At 68.2% G+C, this 17,651-nt stretch carries 19 protein-coding genes; 6 read left to right on the top strand and 13 right to left on the bottom strand.

The genetic code is table 11. From position 1 onward, the window contains the following. Window positions 1-51: 51 nt before the first annotated feature. The 5 genes from A5752_RS09960 to dxr are packed head-to-tail and all read right to left on the bottom strand — an operon-like array spanning window position 52 to window position 5,239. Window positions 52-708, bottom strand: a complete 657-nt coding sequence (locus tag A5752_RS09960) for a GNAT family N-acetyltransferase (protein ID WP_067084755.1) — start codon at window positions 706-708, stop codon at window positions 52-54. Window positions 709-743: 35 nt separating this feature from the next. Further along, on the bottom strand, window positions 744-1,598 hold the full coding sequence (locus A5752_RS09955; RefSeq protein ID WP_067084754.1) for a GNAT family N-acetyltransferase: 855 nt from the start codon (window positions 1,596-1,598) through the stop codon (window positions 744-746). A 54-nt stretch (window positions 1,599-1,652) separates the two neighbouring features. Beyond that, window positions 1,653-2,813 carry a flavodoxin-dependent (E)-4-hydroxy-3-methylbut-2-enyl-diphosphate synthase gene (gene ispG, locus A5752_RS09950; protein ID WP_068292922.1) on the bottom strand — a complete coding sequence of 387 codons (1,161 nt, stop codon included), beginning with the start codon at window positions 2,811-2,813 and terminating at the stop codon, window positions 1,653-1,655. 15 nt (window positions 2,814-2,828) lie between these two features. After that, on the bottom strand, window positions 2,829-4,052 hold the full coding sequence (locus A5752_RS09945; RefSeq protein WP_067084750.1) for a M50 family metallopeptidase: 1,224 nt from the start codon (window positions 4,050-4,052) through the stop codon (window positions 2,829-2,831). Continuing rightward, window positions 4,049-5,239, bottom strand: a complete 1,191-nt coding sequence (gene dxr, locus A5752_RS09940) for a 1-deoxy-D-xylulose-5-phosphate reductoisomerase (protein ID WP_067084748.1) — start codon at window positions 5,237-5,239, stop codon at window positions 4,049-4,051. Before dxr ends, A5752_RS09945 begins: the two co-directional genes overlap by 4 nt. Before the next feature lie 315 nt (window positions 5,240-5,554). Between dxr and A5752_RS09935 the strand changes: the two genes are divergently transcribed. Beyond that, window positions 5,555-6,073, top strand: coding sequence for a fasciclin domain-containing protein (locus tag A5752_RS09935; RefSeq protein ID WP_502686709.1), 519 nt, complete (start codon window positions 5,555-5,557; stop codon window positions 6,071-6,073). 72 nt (window positions 6,074-6,145) lie between these two features. Here A5752_RS09935 and A5752_RS09930 read toward each other — a convergent pair whose 3' ends face one another. Both A5752_RS09930 and A5752_RS09925 read right to left on the bottom strand, forming a co-directional pair. Continuing rightward, window positions 6,146-6,556 (bottom strand): ester cyclase, encoded by a 411-nt coding sequence (locus tag A5752_RS09930; protein ID WP_067084744.1) that lies wholly within the window; start codon window positions 6,554-6,556, stop codon window positions 6,146-6,148. Next, window positions 6,553-7,425: a TIGR03619 family F420-dependent LLM class oxidoreductase gene (locus A5752_RS09925; protein WP_067084743.1), complete on the bottom strand. Its 873-nt coding sequence runs from the start codon at window positions 7,423-7,425 to the stop codon at window positions 6,553-6,555. Before A5752_RS09925 ends, A5752_RS09930 begins: the two co-directional genes overlap by 4 nt. A 39-nt stretch (window positions 7,426-7,464) precedes the next feature. Between A5752_RS09925 and A5752_RS09920 the strand changes: the two genes are divergently transcribed. Continuing rightward, window positions 7,465-8,757, top strand: a complete 1,293-nt coding sequence (locus A5752_RS09920) for a cryptochrome/photolyase family protein (RefSeq protein ID WP_067084741.1) — start codon at window positions 7,465-7,467, stop codon at window positions 8,755-8,757. On the opposite strand, the gene A5752_RS09915 is transcribed toward A5752_RS09920, so the two are convergent. Beyond that, the gene (locus tag A5752_RS09915; RefSeq protein WP_231983370.1) at window positions 8,750-9,607 is read right to left on the bottom strand and encodes a mycofactocin-coupled SDR family oxidoreductase; all 858 of its coding nucleotides are present in this window, start codon (window positions 9,605-9,607) and stop codon (window positions 8,750-8,752) included. The two genes, A5752_RS09920 and A5752_RS09915, sit on opposite strands and share 8 nt — an antisense overlap. Before the next feature lie 92 nt (window positions 9,608-9,699). Here A5752_RS09915 and A5752_RS09910 point away from each other — a divergent pair, with 92 nt between their 5' ends. Continuing rightward, complete coding sequence (locus tag A5752_RS09910) at window positions 9,700-9,954, top strand: DUF2631 domain-containing protein (protein ID WP_067084737.1); 255 nt, start codon at window positions 9,700-9,702, stop codon at window positions 9,952-9,954. On the opposite strand, the gene A5752_RS09905 is transcribed toward A5752_RS09910, so the two are convergent. Together A5752_RS09905 and A5752_RS09900 are read right to left on the bottom strand one after the other, a co-directional pair. After that, the gene (locus tag A5752_RS09905; protein WP_082963823.1) at window positions 9,951-10,505 is read right to left on the bottom strand and encodes a hypothetical protein; all 555 of its coding nucleotides are present in this window, start codon (window positions 10,503-10,505) and stop codon (window positions 9,951-9,953) included. The genes A5752_RS09910 and A5752_RS09905 overlap by 4 nt on opposite strands. Before the next feature lie 103 nt (window positions 10,506-10,608). Then, window positions 10,609-12,036, bottom strand: a complete 1,428-nt coding sequence (locus tag A5752_RS09900) for a WS/DGAT/MGAT family O-acyltransferase (RefSeq protein WP_067084734.1) — start codon at window positions 12,034-12,036, stop codon at window positions 10,609-10,611. 117 nt (window positions 12,037-12,153) lie between these two features. Here A5752_RS09900 and A5752_RS09895 point away from each other — a divergent pair, with 117 nt between their 5' ends. After that, window positions 12,154-12,831 (top strand): DUF427 domain-containing protein, encoded by a 678-nt coding sequence (locus A5752_RS09895; protein WP_067084732.1) that lies wholly within the window; start codon window positions 12,154-12,156, stop codon window positions 12,829-12,831. 67 nt (window positions 12,832-12,898) lie between these two features. Here A5752_RS09895 and A5752_RS09890 read toward each other — a convergent pair whose 3' ends face one another. Beyond that, on the bottom strand, window positions 12,899-13,813 hold the full coding sequence (locus A5752_RS09890) for an LLM class F420-dependent oxidoreductase (protein ID WP_067084730.1): 915 nt from the start codon (window positions 13,811-13,813) through the stop codon (window positions 12,899-12,901). Between the two features lie 108 nt (window positions 13,814-13,921). Between A5752_RS09890 and A5752_RS09885 the strand changes: the two genes are divergently transcribed. Then, window positions 13,922-14,854 (top strand): LLM class flavin-dependent oxidoreductase, encoded by a 933-nt coding sequence (locus A5752_RS09885; protein WP_067084728.1) that lies wholly within the window; start codon window positions 13,922-13,924, stop codon window positions 14,852-14,854. Window positions 14,855-14,934: 80 nt separating this feature from the next. On the opposite strand, the gene A5752_RS09880 is transcribed toward A5752_RS09885, so the two are convergent. Further along, window positions 14,935-16,104, bottom strand: a complete 1,170-nt coding sequence (locus A5752_RS09880) for an acyl-CoA dehydrogenase family protein (protein ID WP_067084726.1) — start codon at window positions 16,102-16,104, stop codon at window positions 14,935-14,937. 68 nt (window positions 16,105-16,172) lie between these two features. On the opposite strand from A5752_RS09880, the gene A5752_RS09875 reads away from it, so the two are divergent. Continuing rightward, window positions 16,173-16,646, top strand: coding sequence for a polyketide cyclase (locus A5752_RS09875; RefSeq protein WP_067084725.1), 474 nt, complete (start codon window positions 16,173-16,175; stop codon window positions 16,644-16,646). 88 nt (window positions 16,647-16,734) lie between these two features. Here A5752_RS09875 and A5752_RS09870 read toward each other — a convergent pair whose 3' ends face one another. Then, entirely contained in the window at window positions 16,735-17,649 is a 915-nt protein-coding gene (locus tag A5752_RS09870; RefSeq protein WP_067084723.1) for an alpha/beta hydrolase, read from the bottom strand. Window positions 17,650-17,651: the final 2 nt, after the last annotated feature.

Here is a 17,651-nt window from a genome sequence, read left to right as displayed (position 1 = left end):
CCCGGTGCGTGGGATCAACCCGTCAACGCGATTGCAGCCGGGTGTCGAGGGTCAGCCCGCGGCGGGCGCCCGCACCACCAGCGGCACGCCCGGGAAGTACGCGGCCATCTCCGACCGCGACTTGCGCAGCGCCGCGGTGCCGTAGCCCTGCTTGCGGTGGTCGGGGTGAATCCAGATCCGCAGATTGATCTCACCGGAGACCAGGTCGCCGAACACCATGCCGATCTTCTCCGTGCCGTGGATCGCGACCAGCCACGCCGCCTCCTCGGCGTCCACGCGTCGCAGGCCGGCGCTGATCTCGTCGTCAAGATCGCCCGCCGGGGCGCGCGACCCGTCACCCGCTTCGCGCACGTCCTGGGTGCGCGCGGCGAAGATGTCGCGATCGGCCTCGGCGAGGAACGGGCGCAGCACCATGCTGTCGGCGGAGCGGACCGGTTCGCCCATCGTGAAGCTGAGCTGATTGTTGAGGTCCTCGAGTTCGGCGGCGATCCGGCGCCGCGAAACCTTGGTCAGCCGATCGAAGGACAACCGCAGCACCGCTTCCGCGGCCGCCTGCGATGCGCCGAGCATGCCTGCGATGGCCTCGATCGCGGCGTCGTAGTCCTCGGCGTCGACGATGACGTCGAGGAGTTCGTGCCGCCGTTCGAGGGCGCGCACCATCGTGTCGGCGATCTCCCTGCGCGCGATTGTGCGATCGTCGTCAGCCATGCCGTGAGCGTAAATCAGTCGGGCGGGCAGAACCGTCAGTCGAGCAGAACGGTCGCGAAGGTTCCCACTTGTTGGAAGCCGACGCGGTCATAGGTGGCCCGCGCGACGGTGTTGAAGTCGTTGACGTACAGGCTCGCCGTGCGACCGGACCGCACCACCGCCTCCGAGAGCGTCGCGGTGCCCGCGGTGCCCAGGCCGTGTCCCCGCCAGTCGGGATGCACCCACACGCCTTGAATCTGGCCGACCGTCGGCGACTGCGAACCGACCTCGGCCTTGAACACCACCTCACCGCGTTCGAAGCGGGCCCAGGCCCGCCCCGCGGCGATCAGGCCGGCGACGCGCCGGCGGTAACCGCGGCCGCCGTCGCCGAGCCGCGGGTCGATACCGACCTCACCGATGAACATGTCGATGGAGGCGACCAGATAGGCGTCGAGTTCGTCGGCACGCACCTGGCGCACGGCGGGATCGGTGGGGCACGACGGCGGTGTGCTCAGCGCCAACAACGGCTGCTGCTCGCGCACGTCGCGGGCGGGGCCCCAGGCCTGTTCGAGGCGCCGCCACATCGGCAGCACCAGCTCGGCCCTGCCGACCAGCGACGAGCAGCGGCGCGCGGTGCTCATCGCCTTCTCCGCGAACGCGTGCAGGTCATTCAGCTGGCCGCGCAACGGAATCAGGTTCGCCCCGGCGTAACACAGCGATTCGGTGGGCCGGCGCCGCGTCCATAGTTCCCCGCCGATCGCCGAGGGCTCCACACCGTATTCGGCCACCCGGCACGCCACCATGCATGACCCGACAGGGTCCTCGTCGAGCACGCGAATCACGGCGCCGACGTCGCGCACCACCGACACCCGTCGTTCGTCGACGTGACGAAACAGCGGCGGTGCCGACATGGGAACTCTTTCTAACCGACGCCGGGCGAGGTTACCCAGTGTTTGGGATCACATTCAGCTTACGGTCACGACCGGCGAACCGCTCGCATCTGTTCCACGCTCTTCCGCGATTCGCATGGCCTCTTCGATCAGCGTCTCGACGATCTGCGCCTCGGGCACGGTCTTGATCACCTCACCCTTGACGAAGATCTGGCCCTTGCCGTTGCCGGACGCGACACCGAGATCGGCTTCGCGCGCCTCGCCGGGACCGTTGACGACACAACCCATCACGGCGACGCGCAACGGCACGTCCATGCCCTCCAGCCCGGCTGTCACCTCGTTGGCCAACGAGTAGACGTCGACCTGGGCGCGTCCGCACGACGGACACGACACGATCTCCAGCGACCTCGGCCGCAGGTTCAGCGATTCGAGGATCTGGTTGCCGACCTTGACCTCCTCGGCGGGCGGCGCCGAGAGTGACACGCGGATGGTGTCGCCGATGCCCTTCGACAACAGGGCGCCGAACGCGACGGCGGACTTGATGGTGCCCTGGAACGCCGGGCCCGCCTCGGTCACGCCGAGGTGCAGCGGGTAGTCGCACTGCGCAGCCAGCTGTTCGTACGCGGCGACCATCACGACCGGGTCGTTGTGCTTGACGCTGATCTTGATGTCGCCGAAGCCGTGCTCCTCGAACAGCGACGCCTCCCACAGCGCCGACTCGACCAGCGCCTCGGGTGTGGCCTTGCCGTACTTCTCCATGAACCGCTTGTCCAGAGATCCCGCGTTCACCCCGATGCGGATCGGAATGCCCGCTGCCCCTGCGGCTTTGGCGACTTCACCGACCCGGCCGTCGAACTCCTTGATGTTGCCGGGGTTGACGCGCACGGCCGCGCAGCCGGCGTCGATCGCGGCGAAGATGTACTTCGGCTGGAAGTGGATGTCGGCGATCACCGGAATCTGGCTGTGCCTGGCGATCTCGGCGAGCGCGTCGGCATCCTCCTGGCGCGGGCACGCCACCCGCACGATGTCGCAGCCGGACGCCGTCAGTTCGGCGATCTGTTGCAGCGTGGCGTTGACGTCGTGAGTCTTGGTGGTGCACATGGACTGCACGGCGATCGGGTGATCGCTGCCGACGCCGACATCGCCGACCATCAGCTGACGGGTCTTGCGTCGCGGTGCCAGAACCGGAGCCGGGGGTGCCGGCATGCCCAGTCCTATTTGTTGGCCGGAGGCCATTTACTCTCCTACTGCTTACTGAAAGATTCGGATGGGATTGACGAAGTCGGCCGTCACGGTCAACAGCATGTAGCCGGCCACCACGACGAGGATCACGTACGTGGCGGGCATCAACTTCAGGTAGTTGACCGGGGCCGCGGCAACCTTGCCGCGTGCCGACCGGATCGAGTTGCGGATCTTCTCGTAGAACGCGATCGCGATGTGGCCGCCGTCGAACGGCAGCAGCGGCACCAGGTTGATCGCGCCGAGCACGAAGTTCAACTGCGCCAAGAAGAACCAGAACGCCACCCACAGGCCCTGATCCACCGCGTCGCCACCGATGATGCTGGCGCCGACGACGCTGATCGGGGTCTCGGGATCGCGCTCCTCACCGCCGATGGAGCGCACCAACGCGCCCATCTTGGTCGGCAGCTTCGCCAGCGACTTACCGATCTCGACGGCGAGGTCGCCGGTGAACGCCACGGTCGCGGGCGCCGCCGACAGCGGGTTGTACTGGATGGGCCCGAATTGCGCCGCGGTGATGCCGACCGTGCCGACGGGGGCCGGTTCGGCGGAGTCGCCCTTGGCCACCCACCGCTGCGCGGGCACCACATCGACGAGCGTGGTGAACTCCTCGCCGTCGCGATCGACGGTGAAGTAGGTCGGGCCGTCGAGCGCGCGTACGGCGGTGACCATCTCGTCGAAGTTCGCGACGGGCGTGTCGCCCACCTTGACGACCGTGTCGCCGGCCCGGATGCCCGCGGCCGCGGCGGGCGAGGGCGCCAGGCAGTCACCGAGCTGTCCCTTGCTGACTTCGGCCTTCACACACGACGTCTCTCCGACGATCGCGGTGGTCGGCGCGTGCAGATTGGGCAGACCCCAGACCACGGCGATGCCGTAGATCAGCAGCAGGCCGATGACGAAGTTCATGCCCGGTCCGGCCGCCAGCACCGCGGCGCGCTTCCACGTCTTCTGCTTGTACATCGCGCGGTCGTGCTCGTCGGGCGCGAGTTCTTCCACCGAGGTCATTCCAGCGATGTCGCAGAACCCGCCGAGCGGCACCGCCTTGACGCCGTACTCGGTGCGGTCGCCCCGCTTGTTCGCGCGCCACGTCGACCACAGCGTCGGGCCGAAGCCGACGAAGTAGCGGCGCACCTTCATTCCCGTGGCGCGCGCCACCCACATGTGGCCGCATTCATGCAATGCCACCGAGACCAAAATGGCCAGTGCGAACAGCACGACACCGGTCAGCCACATCATCTGGTGGTGATTACCTCCCGCTCGACCGCACGCGAGGCGCGGTCACGCGCCCACTGCTGGGCGTCAAGTACGTCTTCCACGGTAGCTGGTTCGGCGGCCCACTGGTCGGCAGCGCGCAGCACGTCGGCGATGGTGCGCACGATCGCGGGGAAGCGGATGCGCCCGTCGAGGAACGCCGCGGCCGCCTCCTCGTTGGCCGCGTTGTAGACCGCGGTCATACAGCCGCCCGCCTCTCCGGCCTGGCGCGCCAGCGCCACCGCCGGGAAGACCTCGTCGTCCAGCGGCTCGAAATCCCAGGTCGAGGCGGTCGTGAAGTCGCAGGCCAGCGCCGCGGCCGGGACCCGTTCCGGCCAGCCCAGCGCCAACGCGATGGGCAGTTTCATGTCCGGCGGGCTGGCCTGGGCCAGCGTGGAGCCGTCGGTGAACGTGACCATCGAATGCACGATCGACTGCGGGTGCACCACCACCTCGATGCGGTCGTAGGGCACCCCGAACAGCAGATGCGTCTCGATCAGCTCGAGACCCTTGTTGACCAGCGACGCCGAGTTCAGCGTGTTCATCGGCCCCATCGACCAGGTGGGATGGGCGCCGGCCTGTTCAGGGGTGGCCGACTCCAGCCGCTCGGCGCTCCATCCGCGGAACGGGCCGCCCGAGGCGGTCAGCACGATCTTGGCGACCTCGTCGGGGGTGCCGCCGCGCAGGCACTGCGCCATCGCCGAGTGTTCGGAGTCGACGGGCACGATCTGGCCTGGTCGGGCGGCCTTGAGCACCAGTGGCCCGCCGGCGACCAGCGACTCCTTGTTGGCCAGCGCCAGGCGCGCGCCCGTCGCGAGCGCGGCCAGCGTCGGCTTGAGACCCAGTGCGCCGACGAGCGCGTTGAGCACCACGTCGGCCTCGGTGTTTTCGACCAGCTCGGTGACGGCGTCGGGTCCGGCGAACGTGACGTCGCCGACGCGGGCTGCGGCGGCCTCGTCGGCGACCGCGATATTGGTCACACCCGTCGCCGCGGACTGTTTCGCGAGCAGCTCGGGGTTACCGCCTCCGGCGGCCAGGCCCACCACCTCGAAGCGGTCGGGATTGGCGGCGATGACGTCGAGCGCCTGCGTTCCGATCGATCCGGTGCTGCCGAGGATCAGGACGCGCCGTCGATCCGAACCACCGCGCTGTGCGCCACCGGTAACACTCACCGAACCATTGTGCCGCTTGCCGGTGGTCGGTCGTGAGTCCCCGCGTCTGCGGGATCAGAAGTGTGACACGAATCTGACGGGATCCATCCGCGCCCCTCACGGGTCCGAATCCCGGATGTCACAGCAGCGAGGCGGGCACCGGACCCGTCCACCACGAGGGAGCAACGCATGAAGATCGATTTCCGTAGGTCCGTCACCGCGGCGGGTGTGGCGGCGGCCGCGATCCTGACCGTCTCGGCGTGTTCGAACGACACCACCTCCGCGGCGCCCACCGCGGCGGCGGAGTCGACGTCGAGCAGCGTCGCGCCCGCTCCGATGAACCAGCCCATGGATCCGGCCGCCGGCCTGGTCGGCCCCGGTTGCGCCGATTACGCGGCCCAAAACCCGACGGGTCCCGGATCGGTCAACGGGATGGCGCTGGACAAGGTGACGGTCGCGGCGGCCAACAACCCGATGCTCACCACGCTGAGCGCGGCACTGTCGGGTCAGCTCAACCCGAACGTCAACCTCGTCGACACCCTGAACGGCAGCCAGTTCACGGTGTTCGCGCCGACCGACGATGCGTTCGCCAAGATCGACCCGGCGACCATCGAGACGCTCAAGACCGACTCGGATCTGCTGACGAGCATCCTGACCTACCACGTGGTGCCCGGCCAGGCCGATCCCGCGCAGGTGATCGGCACGCACAAGACTGTGCAGGGCGCCGACGTCACGGTCGCGGGCGGCGGACAGGACATCAAGGTGAACGACGCGGGTGTGGTGTGCGGCGGAGTGCGCACCGCGAACGCGACGGTCTACCTCATCGACACGGTGTTGATGCCGCCGGCGAATTGACCTGTGTAGCAACAGGTTCGGAGGGCAGCCCGGCACCCCGGCTCGGGCTGCCCTCCCCCCGTCGATGCGGCGTCAGCCCGCACCCAGCTGGTGCAACAGGCCGTACATGTCGAGCTGACCGCGATGCGCGACCAGCATGTCGCCCTGGAACCTGTCGATGTGGATCCCGGCGACCGTGACCTTGGTGCCCGACGGCGGTGCGCCGCGGAACTCACCGTCGTGAGTGCCGACGAACTTGAACCGCGAGATGCCGTGCGAACCGTCGACGAGCACTTCCTCGATTTCGTGCCTGCCGTCGGAAAAGCCCCGGGTGAACTCTTCGAGGTGTGTGCGCCACTCCTGCCACCCGCCGACGGCCGCACCGGCAACCTCGACGACCAAGCGAGGCGACACCAACGCCTCCACCGTCGCCCAGTCCCGACGATCGATCGACGTATAGAGGCACTCGACGAGGTCGCGGACTTCGTCCTCGGAGAAGCTCACGGCCGCACCTTGGCGATGATGGTCTCGGCGAACCGTTCGATGGGCTCCCGATACCGTTCCACGCCACCGGGTTCCAGGTCCATGCCCATCCACGGGCTGCACATCACCGCGGTGATCCCGGCATCTTCGGCCCGCTTGTACAGGTCCGGCGACGGGGGTTCAAGCAGCGCCAGCATGATGTCGAACGGTTCGTTCTCGCGGCCGTACTCGCGAAGCAGCGCGCGCAACTTCTGCGCGTAGCCGACGGCCTCGTCCCACTGATAGGCGTAGCCGACCCAGCCGTCGCACAGCCGCGCAGCGCGCCGCAATGCCGCCTCGGACTCCCCGCCGCACAGAATCGGCACCGGCGCAACGGGATGCGGTTCGATCATCATCTCCGGCACCTGGTAGTAATCGCCGCTCCACGACACCCAGCCGCCGCGCCACAGCTCACGCAACGCCGGGATCATCTCGTCGAGGCGCTTACCGCGAGTGCCGAAATCCTGGCCCATCAACTCGTATTCCTCGCGCATCCACCCGACGCCCGCGGCCAGCGACACCCGACCGTCCGACAGCACCGACGCCGTCGCGACCTGTTTGGCCACCTCGAGCAGCGGGCGTGCGGGCGCGATGTAGACGGCGTTGGAGAACCGCAGCCGGTTCGTCACCGCGGCCATCGCTCCGATCTGCACCCAGCAGTCGGGCCAGGAGGTCTCCGGCGCCCACATCGGCTTACCGGTCGGCGAGTCCGGATACGGCGATCCGAGCTCGCGGGGATAGATCATGTGGTCCGAGCACACCATCCCGTCGTAGCCGGCCTCGTCGAAGGCGCGGGCGAGCCCGAGAATCTCTGACGTTTTCATGAACGCGGTGCCCGACCAGAACTCCATCCTGTTTCTCTATCGCGAAATCGGGGCAGCATCAATGCCATGCCCACATTGTTGTGGTTTCGTCGCGATCTGCGGTTGCGCGATTCGCCCGCGCTGTCAGCCGCGGCCGCCGCCGATGGTGACGTGCTGGCCTGCTACGTCCTCGACCCCAGGCTCGAAGCGTCGGCCGGCGCCCGTCGGCTGCAGTACCTCTACGACGCGCTTCGCGTTCTACGCGACGGCCTCGACGGCAGGCTGTTCGTGACGCGTGGGCGGCCCGAGAAACGAATCCCCGCTGTCGCCAAGGCGATTGGCGCGTCCGCGGTCCACGTCTCGGCCGACTTCACGCCGTTCGGGCGTCGACGCGACGACGCCGTGGCGGCCGCACTCGGCGACATCCCGCTCGAGGCGACGGGCTCGCCGTACCTCGTATCGCCGGGGCGGGTGACCAAACCCGACGGCAGCCCGTACAAGGTCTTCACCCCGTTCTACAGGGCCTGGCGTGAACACGGTTGGCGCGCGCCCGCTGCGTCGAGCCCCGAATCGGCGCGTTGGCTGGACCCCTCGAAGATCCGCGGCGCGGTGCAGATTCCCGATCCTGGGGTCGAACTCGACCTGCCCGCCGGCGAGACCGCCGCGCTACAGCAGTGGAAGTCGTTCGTGAGCGACGGACTCGACACGTACGCCGACGACCGCAACCGCCCCGATCTCGGCGGCACCAGCCGCATGTCGGCGCACCTGAAGTTCGGCACCATCCATCCCCGCACCATGGCCACCGACCTGGGCCGGGGCAAGGGCGCGCAGGTGTACCTGCGGGAGTTGGCGTTTCGCGACTTCTACGCCGCGGTGCTCGCCGAATGGCCCCGCAGCTCGTGGTGGAACTGGAATTCCGCGTTCGACGACATGGAGGTCGACGACGGCCCCGAGGCGCAGGAGCGGTTTGAGGCCTGGAAGCGGGGCCAGACGGGCTTTCCGATCGTCGACGCCGGTATGCGCCAGCTCGCCGAGACCGGGTGGATGCACAACCGGGTCCGGATGATCGTGGCGTCATTCCTGGTCAAGGACCTGCACCTACCGTGGCAGTGGGGTGCGCGCTGGTTCCTCGACCAACTGGTCGACGGCGACATGGCCAACAACCAGCACGGCTGGCAGTGGGTCGCGGGCACCGGGACCGATGCCGCGCCGTTCTTCCGCATCTTCAACCCGACCACGCAGGGTGAGAAGTTCGATCCCGACGGCGGCTACGTGCGGCGATGGGTGCCCGAGGTCGACGACGACGGCTATCCCGCGCCGATCGTCGACCACGCCGCCGAACGCAAAGAGGCGCTGCGCCGCTACGCCGACCTCACTTGATGATCTGGCCGCCGTCGACCGGCAGCGCCACCCCGGTGACGTAGCGCCCGGAGTCGCCGCACAGGTACACCATCGCGTCGCTGATCGCCTCCGGCTCGACGGGCGGAACGTTGAGCAGTGGCTGCTGGGAGGCGCTGAAAGCGGGATGCTCACCGGACCATTCGGCCAGCGCCTCGTTGTAGATCATCGGCGTGGCCACGCCGCCGGGATGAACGGAGTTGACGCGAATGTTCTTCTCCGCCAACCCTCGTGCGAAGTGGCGCATCACGCCGATGACACCGTGCTTGGCGACGGTGTATCCCGCCGCGCCGTGGTTCATCGTGCCGAAGTCGACGGTGACGGGTTTGAACGCGGCCGCCGAGCTGGTGATCACGATCGCGCCGCCGTCGCCATGGGCGAGCAGGGCGGGCAGCGTCGCGGTGATCGTGTAGTAGACGCCGTTGAGCATGACGTTGACGGCGTCGATGAACGCGGAGATCTCGCCTCCCTGCTCCCCCGCCGCCGGCAGGATCCCCGCGTTGGCGAGCACGAAGTCGATGCGGCCGAGCTCCGCGGCGCCCTTGGCCGCGATCTCCTGCAGCCGCCCGAGGTCGCGGACATCACCGCGTTCGGCGACGATCCTGCGGCCGGTCTTCTCCACGAGGTTGATGGTCTCGTCGAGGTCCTCCGGCGTCGCCATCGGATAGGCGACGCTGTCGATCTGCTCGCACAGGTCGACCGCGATGATGTCGGCCCCTTCCTCGGCGAATCGAACCGCGTGCGCGCGACCCTGGCCCCGCGCGGCACCGGTGATGAACGCGACCTTGCCCTCGAACATCTGCCGTTGTGCTCCTTGCGCCCGCGGTGTCATGACGCATCACCCTACGGTCCGTGCAGTAGGCCCCCTGTTTTGGGCATATGCCAGAATGTCGGCAGTACAGAGCCCGACCATGAGGAGCAGCCGTGGCCAACACCGAGGTGCAGCGACACACCGGGGTCGACGTCGAAGACGTGCCGTCCGCCGAGTGGGGCTGGTCGAAGGAGAACCCGAAGTTCTTCCACATCGGCGGCATCATCGCGGCGCTGTTCCTGCTCGCCCTCATGCACGGCAATCACGTCGGGCGCGTCGAGGATCTCTTCCTCATTGGATTCGCCGTCGTGATTCTGGCCGCGGTCGCCCGCGACTGGTGGCTGCGCCGCCGCGGCTGGATTCGCTAGACCGGGTTCAGCGGCCGGAACGACTCGATCCCCAGGTCGAAGAGCGTCTCGGTGGCGCCGATGGCGGTGGTCACGTCGGCCGCAGCCAGGGCCCGGGCCTTGAACGCGCGGGCCGCGACACTCAGCCGATGCTCGGTCGCCTCGACGCGACCGCCGAGTTCGGCCGGCCACTCGTCGCCCCACACCATCACCTCGGCGCCGCGCTTCACCAACTCGAAGACGTGGGCCCGCACCCGTGGATCGTCACGCAGTAGCTCCGCACCGACCGCGAGCGCACCGTCTCGGGGCGCGTCGCGCAGGGCGCTGTGTGCGCCCTGACGGGTGGCGCTGGCGCCCAGGATGGTCAGCGCCCGCACATCAGTGCAGTCCTCGACCCAGACGTTGACGTCCCAGCCGGCCCGCGCGCGGTCGAACAGCCAACCGCCCGCGCGTCCGACCAGGTCGGCGAGGTTCGTCGCCAGAATGCTGAGCTGATGCTGCTTGACCGGGTCGTCGGCGGCCAGGGCGCCGTCGGCCGACACGACGTCGTCGGTAGAGGGTCGAGTCGCCATAGTTCCTATCCGATCGGGTCAGCGACGCCGGTCGAGGGGCGTCACGGCGCCCCTAGAGCGTGACACTATTGTCGCGATCTGTAAAGGTTCGGTGTCGCGTCGGTCAGCGCGAGGCGACGGCCAGAGGCAGAGTCGAAGCCACCGGGGTCAGCTCGCCGGGCAACCCCGCGGCGCGGCGGATCTCGACGAAGGACTCGATCAACGCGTCCGTCGCCTCGTGGGGATCGTCGAGCGTGCGGTCGTCTGTCAGCACCGAGATGGCGAGCTGGTCGACATAGCTCCACACCGTGATGTTCATCCCGCTGCCGGTGACGACCGGTCCGACAGAGTAGATCTCGCTCAGCACACCACCTGCGATGTGGCCGCGATCGCGGGGTCCCGCGACGTTGGAGATGGTCAGGTTCATCACCGCGCCGGACTCCATTCGGCTCGCCTGCATCCGAAAGAACCTGGGCGCCAACGCCGGTGGCAGATACGACATCCACGCAGGCAGCACCGTCGGCCCGAGCAGCTGGTGACTCTCCTTGGCGATCTTGGTCGCCACCGCGGTGAGCCTGACCCGTTCGAGCGGATCGGCGATGTGCACCGGCAACGACGGCATCATGTAGGTGAACTCGTTGCCCGTCAAGCGATCTCGCGACGGGTCGGTGCTGACCGGCACGCCGGCGATCAACGGCTCGTCGGCGGCCCCGTCGTAGCGCTGCAGCAGCGTGCGCAGTGCCCCGGCCGCGGTGGCCAACACGATGTCGTTGAGCGTCACGCCCAGATGTCTGCTGGTCTCCTTGACCTCCGCCAACGACAGCGGCGCGGTCGCGAATCGCCGCCCCGGCGACACGACGTGGTTGAGGAACGTTCGCGGCGGGGCGAAGTTGCGCGCCAGATCGGGATGACGGCCCCGCTCCCTGGCGCGCTTGCGCACCCGCGACACGCCGGCCGCCGTCTCGTTGAGCAGCCGGGGCAGCCGGCGGATCAGCTGGGCGTGGTCGCGGCCCGCAGCCTTGAGCAGTTGCGCGGTGGTGCGCAACGCCGGGTCGGCGACGACCCGAACGGGCGACGGCGCCTCGGATTCGAGTGCCTTGGCCAGTTGGTTGGCCGAGGCGACGCCGTCGGCCAGCACGTGATGCACCTTGTGGACGATCGCGACGCGGCCGTCGGCGAGGCCCTCGGCGACGTACATCTCCCACAGCGGGCGGCTGCGGTCCAGCGGTGTGCTGGCGATCTCGCCGATGAGGTCGTCGAGTTCACGCCTGCCGCCCGGCGGCGCGACGCGCGCCCGGCGCAGGTGGTAGTCGAGGTCGATGTCGTGGTTCTCCCACCACATCGGGTGGTGAAGCCGAAGCGGGATGTCGACGAGTTGGTAGCGCAGCGCCGAGAGCGCCATCAACCGCGGATAGGCGACCCGCCGGAACATGTCGAAGCTGTAGTCCTCGATGCCCAACACGTCGAGAATGCCGATCTTGAGCGTGTGCATGTGGATCTCGGGCGTCTCGCTGTACAGCATCAACGCGTCCACACCGTTGAGTCGCTTCATTCCTCCCCGCATCCCGCCTCGCCCAGGCAACGCCTACCGGTTTCCCAATCGTGCTCCTCCTCAAGCACGTTCGCTGGGGAGGTGACGATGAGCCCGAAATTTGTAAGGCTGACCGGCATGAGTCTCGTCGCCGCCCGCGGACCGCTGGGCAACGATCCGGCCGGCTGGTTCACGCCACCACTGCCCGACGACGTGGTGTTCGTCGAACCGCATCCGCGCCGGGTGCAGGCACTGCGCAACGGAAACACGGTGCTGGACACCGAGCGCGCGTTGATGGTGCACCGTCGCGGCCACCCGCTCAGCTACGCCTTTCCCATCGACGAGGTCGGCGACCTTCCGCGCGAGCCCGTCGTCGAGGCGCCCGGCTACGTCCGCGTGCGGTGGGACGCCGTCGACACTTGGCTGGAGGAAGGCCGCACCCTCGTGCACTATCCGCCCAACCCGTATCACCGCGTCGACTGTCGGCCGACGCATCGCGCGCTGCGCGTGACGGTGGCGGGCGAAGCGCTGGTCGACACGGCCGAGACCGTGATCGTCTTCGAGACGTCGCTGGAGCCTCGCCTCTACGTCGACCCGGCGCACGTGCGAACCGACCTGCTGCGGCCGTCGTCGACCACCAGCTACTGCAACTACAAGGGCTACGCGTCGTATTGGTCGGCCGTCGTCGGCGACACCGTGGTCGAGGACGTCGCGTGGAGCTATCCGGACCCGCCGCCCGAGACGCTGCCGATCGCGGGCTTTTTCAGCTTCGACCCCGAGCGCGCCGAGGTGTCGGCCGAACTGCCCGGCACCTGATCACCGCCGAATCTGAGCCTCTGCGCGAGTTTCGCCTCCGATATCGCGCACAAGTTCAGTCTCGGCGTCAGGACTTGGCGATCACCGACTCGCCGAACCGCTGGATGGCTTCGAGCACGTGCGCGAGGCTGTCGCCGGGCAGACCGACCTGAACCCACGTCACCCCGAGCTTGGCCAGCTTCTCCAATCCGGAGAGGTATTCATCGGGGTTGAAGTCGCCGCCGGGAGTGCCGCCGTCGGGGTTGGTGAAGGTGATGTCGATGAGCGACCAGTCGCGGCCGGCTTCGTCGAACCGGCGCCGCAGATCCTCGATACCCGATGCGAGGGCCTCGACATCCATGGGCGCCGTACGCGCGGTCTGGGCCAGCACGCCCTGCGCGGGGAACGGGCACCATCCGTCACCGTGGGCGACGACGCGCTTGCGGGCGGCGGTGGTGTTGCCGCCGATCCAGATGGGTGGATACGGATCGCTGACCGGCCGGGGGTGTGCGGTGATGCCGCTGGCGGTGAAATGTCGCCCCTCGTAGGAGAAGTCGTCGGTGGTCCAAATGCCACGAATGACCTCCAGCGCCTCTTCGAACAGCGCGGCCCGCTCCTCGAAATCCACGCCGAGCGCGGTGAATTCCCGCTTCAGATAGCCGACGCCGACGCCGAGCGTGAACCGCCCGCCGGACAACAGGTCCAGGGTGGCACCGGATTTGGCGACGACGAACGGATTGCGATACGGCAGCACGACGATGTTGGGGATCAGCCGCAGGCGGGTGGTGACCGCGGCGGCGTAACCCATCGCAACGAACGGGTCCACCGCGTCGTGACCACCGGCCTGGAGCCAGCGCTGTGTCGGCGCCGGGTGGTCGGTGAATCCGAACCCGTCGAAACCCGCGGCCTCCGCGGCGGCCGCGACCGTCGCGATCCCCTTGCCGGTGACGAGCTCCGGGTTATACGGGTGGGTGTGCATCGGGTGGGTGAAGGTGAACCGCATATCGTGTCCCGTCTAGAACATTCTTCTCGTTTTCCGAGAATGTCGTTACCATGCGAACCGCGGAAAGTACAGCTTCAAGGTGAGGGGAGGGCGATGGGCACTACTGACGTGGCGAGGCCCGAGATCGGCGTCTACCTGCCCCAGATGGGCTTCACCTACGAACAGATGCTGGATCGCACCCGGCGCTGCGAGGCGCTCGGCATCGACTCGTTGTGGCTCTACGACCACCTCTACGGGCCCGGCGTGCCGGACTATCCGTCACTGGAGGCGTGGACGCTGGCCACCGCACTGCTGAGCAACACCGAACGTATCCGGATCGGACATATGGTGCTGTGCAACCAGTTTCGCCATCCCGCGGTGCTGGCCAAGATGGCGACGACGCTCGACCAGATCTCCGCCGGCCGCTTGCAGCTCGGTCTGGGCAGCGGTTCGATCGAAGACGAGCACATCCGCACCGGGCTGCCGTGGGGATCGTTTCGTGAGCGTTCCGAGCGCCTCGGCGAGACGCTGGAGATCCTGGCGCAGGCCTTCGCCGACGAACGAATCGACTTCAGCGGCAAGCACTTCACCATCACCGACTTTGCGGTGAAGCCCGGTCCGGTCCAGCGGCCGAGGCCGCCGATCGTGGTCGGCGGCATCGGCGAGAAGTACACGCTGCCGCTGGTGGCCCGGTATGCGGACGTGTGGAACGTGCCGACGTACGCGCTGGGCGAACTGCAGCACAAGGTGTCGGTGCTGCAGACCATATGCGAGGACGTCGGCCGGGATCCGTCGACCATCGTGTTGTCGGTGGAGGCCGTGATGGCGCTCGCGCCCGATGACGCATCGGTGCCGGAGGTGCGCGGTCTGGCCGAGAAACGCTTTGGGGCACCGGCGTTCGGCCTCGAGGAGGCGGGCCTGATCGGGACACCGCCGACGATCGTCGACCGTCTCCACGAACTGCGGGAGCTCGGCTTCGGCCAGATCGTGCTGTTCACACACGACCGGGCGTCCGACCGGACGCTGGATCTGCTGGCCGCCGAGGTGATCGCGAAACTCTAGGGAGGCGACTGGATTTTGCACGGAGGGTCGTTCGATCCGCTATTTCACGACCCTCAACGCAAAATCGAGCGTTCGCGACTCTAGGCGGGCCGCTTCGCCGGGGGCGAGTAGCTCGGGCGCCCGAGTCCCAGCGCGTGCTGGGCGATCATGTTGCGGAACACTTCCAGCGTGCCGCCGTAGATGCCGGCCGGCCCGGCCAAGCGGAAGGCGTACTCGACTCCCCCGCCGCCCGTGACACCCTCCGCCCCGACCGGCAGGCTGCCCGCCGTGCCCAACAGGTCCATCAGGTCCGGTGCGACGTCGCGCATCGTCTGCGCGTTCGCCACCCGACCGAACATGTCCGGCGTGCTCAGGGCCGCCTCGATCCGCGCGACAGCGCGACCGAGCCGGTACCGCGCCGAATCCTCGTCGCTCACCACTGCGGCAATATGGTCGACCGACTCGGCGAGCAGTGTCAGGTGCTCGCTCATCGTCGCCAGCTTCTGCAGGCCCTGCGCGTCGCGTTCGATGGTGCCGTGTTCGGCGTTGAGCGCCTCGCGCAGCACCGACCAGCCGCCGTTCACTGGGCCCACACGGAACTTGTCGTCGACGCGGACGTCGCTGTAGAAGGTGATGTTGGTCCGGTCACCGTCGACGGTGCGGATCGGCTGGATCTCGATGCCCGGAGACGACAGCGGCACCAGGAACATCGTGAGGTTCTTGTGTTTCGGCGCCTCGGGATCCGTGTTGGTGATCAGGAAGACGTACTGCGCGTTGTGGGCGTTCGACGTGAACATCTTGGAGCCGTTGATGATCCAGCTCGACCCGTCCGCCTCCCGCACCGCGCGGGTCTTGCACGTCGCGACGTCCGAGCCGCCCTCGGGTTCGGTGTAGCCCAGGCACAGCCGGTAGTGCCCCGACAGCACGTTCGGCAGCACGTCCTGCTTCAACTCCGGCGTGGCGAACTGCTCCAGGCAGCGCGCCACCATCATCGTGGTGGGCCAGTGGAACCAGGGTGCGTGGGAGCGGCCGATCTCCAGCTCCCAGATGCGGCGGCGAATGGCGCTGAAGCCGCCGTCGGCCTCGGAGTTGAATTCCGCCGCGAGGTAGCCTCGCTCCGCGAGCGCGAGATGGACGCCCTCGTCGAAGTTCTCACCGGTTCGGCGGTCCCGTTCGATGACCTCGTCGGTCACGACGGACCGCAGGACGTCACGAACCTCGTCCTGGAACGCCCGGTCGTCCTCGCTCAACTGCACGCGGGAGAAGTCCACCTGGACACCGTGACACTTCTCCGGTTAGTTGTAAAGTCTGAACCCGTTCCTCCACGGAAGGCAGCACATTGGGCATCGTCACGACCAGTTCGCAAACCGCGTTCGCCGTCGGAGCGGAGACGATCTACGACTTCGTGACGAACCCGGCGAACTGGCCCAAGACCTACCCCACGAGTGCCCACATCGGGGGCCTACCCGACCATCTGCCGCTGAAGGTCGGAGACACCTGGACCGAGACCGGTCCCGACGGCGACCGCATCTTCACCTGGCACCTGGCCGTCGCCGCGCGCCCGACCATCTGGGTGTTCACCTCGATCGGCCGCCTCGGCCACGACCGCGACGGCAATGGCGGCATGGAGGGCCGAATCACCGTGGAGTACCACTTCACCCGCCCCGGCGAGGACATCACGCTGTTCACCCGGACGATGACCGTCGAGGCCTACAAGCACGCCCCGTTGCCGGACGGGTTCTTCCGTGCGGTCAACCCGGCGCACATCGACGATTACCACGCCGCGATCGCCCGCGAACTCGCCAAGGCTTAACACTCCGCGAGCGTGCGTGTCTGTACACGACACGCCGCCACATCTCGGCACTTTGCGCACCGTCGCGGCCGGCGAGCGTGCGCACGCGTCACGGACCGTGCAGCGCCCGACGCAACGCCGCGCCCTGCAGTTCGAACAACCGGACGCTGGTCTCCCACTCCGGAACCATCGAGTCGAACCCGTGACACGTGCCGGGAAACACGTGCAGTTCGGTCGCGACACCGGCGTGCATCAGCCGCTGCGCGTACTCCACCGCCTCATCACGCAGCGGGTCGAGTTCCGAGCAGCTGATGAACGCGCTTGCCACACCTGCCAAGTCAGCGGCCCGACCGGGGACCGCGGCGACGTCGGCGGATGCGTCCCCCAGGTAGTGCCGCCACATCACCTCGGTCGCGGGCCCGTCGAAGCCGGGCGTCGTGACGAACTCTCTCTTGGATTCGGTGGATCGGTCGTCGAGCACCGGCTGGTGCAGCAGCTGGAACACCACCGCCGGCGCCGCCGACGCCGCCGACCGTTGCGCGAGCCCCGCCGCCAGCGCACCACCGGCGCTGCTCCCCGCAACCGCGAGCCTGGTCGCGTCGAGCCCGAGTTCCGTCGCACATTCGGCGGCCCAGTTCAGCACCGCCAGCGCGTCATCCAGCGCGGCCGGGAACGGGTGCTCGGGCGCCAGCCGGTAATCGACCGATAGCACCGTGCAACCCCCGCGCCGGGCCAGCTCGACGCACTGCAGATGGTCGGTGTCGAGGTTGCCCAGCACGAACGCCCCGGCGTGGCAGTAGATCACCGCCGGCGATGGGGCGGCCGCTCCGCGGTAGATGCGTACCCGAACCGAATCAGCCACGCGCTCTTCGATTTCCACGACGATGTCGTTGACCGCCCTGGCGGTTTCGGCGCGGCGCTGATTGAGTGAGTCGCGGACGACGCCGAGCAACCCCGGCGACAGATCGGTCCGGGCCTCCGCCAGGTGGCGCAGCGCGGGGTCGAGCCGGTCGACGATGGTCACGA

The sequence above is a fragment of the Mycobacterium sp. 852002-51961_SCH5331710 genome (assembly GCF_001665535.1).
GTDB lineage: Bacteria > Actinomycetota > Actinomycetes > Mycobacteriales > Mycobacteriaceae > Mycobacterium.
The sequence above is the reverse complement of the archived record's forward strand: the minus strand, read 5'-3'. Positions and strand labels throughout refer to the sequence as shown.

Coding starts and splice junctions, on each gene's coding strand:
- A5752_RS09945 (WP_067084750.1), bottom strand. CDS start 4,052: ATGATGTGGCTGACCGGTGTCGTGCTGTTCGCACTGGCCATTTTGGTC.
- A5752_RS09955 (WP_067084754.1), bottom strand. CDS start 1,598: ATGTCGGCACCGCCGCTGTTTCGTCACGTCGACGAACGACGGGTGTCG.
- A5752_RS09920 (WP_067084741.1), top strand. CDS start 7,465: ATGCCCACATTGTTGTGGTTTCGTCGCGATCTGCGGTTGCGCGATTCG.
- A5752_RS09900 (WP_067084734.1), bottom strand. CDS start 12,036: ATGAAGCGACTCAACGGTGTGGACGCGTTGATGCTGTACAGCGAGACG.
- A5752_RS09935 (WP_502686709.1), top strand. CDS start 5,555: ATGAACCAGCCCATGGATCCGGCCGCCGGCCTGGTCGGCCCCGGTTGC.
- A5752_RS09915 (WP_231983370.1), bottom strand. CDS start 9,607: ATGACACCGCGGGCGCAAGGAGCACAACGGCAGATGTTCGAGGGCAAG.
- A5752_RS09895 (WP_067084732.1), top strand. CDS start 12,154: ATGAGTCTCGTCGCCGCCCGCGGACCGCTGGGCAACGATCCGGCCGGC.
- A5752_RS09890 (WP_067084730.1), bottom strand. CDS start 13,813: ATGCGGTTCACCTTCACCCACCCGATGCACACCCACCCGTATAACCCG.
- A5752_RS09925 (WP_067084743.1), bottom strand. CDS start 7,425: ATGGAGTTCTGGTCGGGCACCGCGTTCATGAAAACGTCAGAGATTCTC.
- ispG (WP_068292922.1), bottom strand. CDS start 2,813: ATGGCCTCCGGCCAACAAATAGGACTGGGCATGCCGGCACCCCCGGCT.
- A5752_RS09905 (WP_082963823.1), bottom strand. CDS start 10,505: ATGGCGACTCGACCCTCTACCGACGACGTCGTGTCGGCCGACGGCGCC.
- A5752_RS09960 (WP_067084755.1), bottom strand. CDS start 708: ATGGCTGACGACGATCGCACAATCGCGCGCAGGGAGATCGCCGACACG.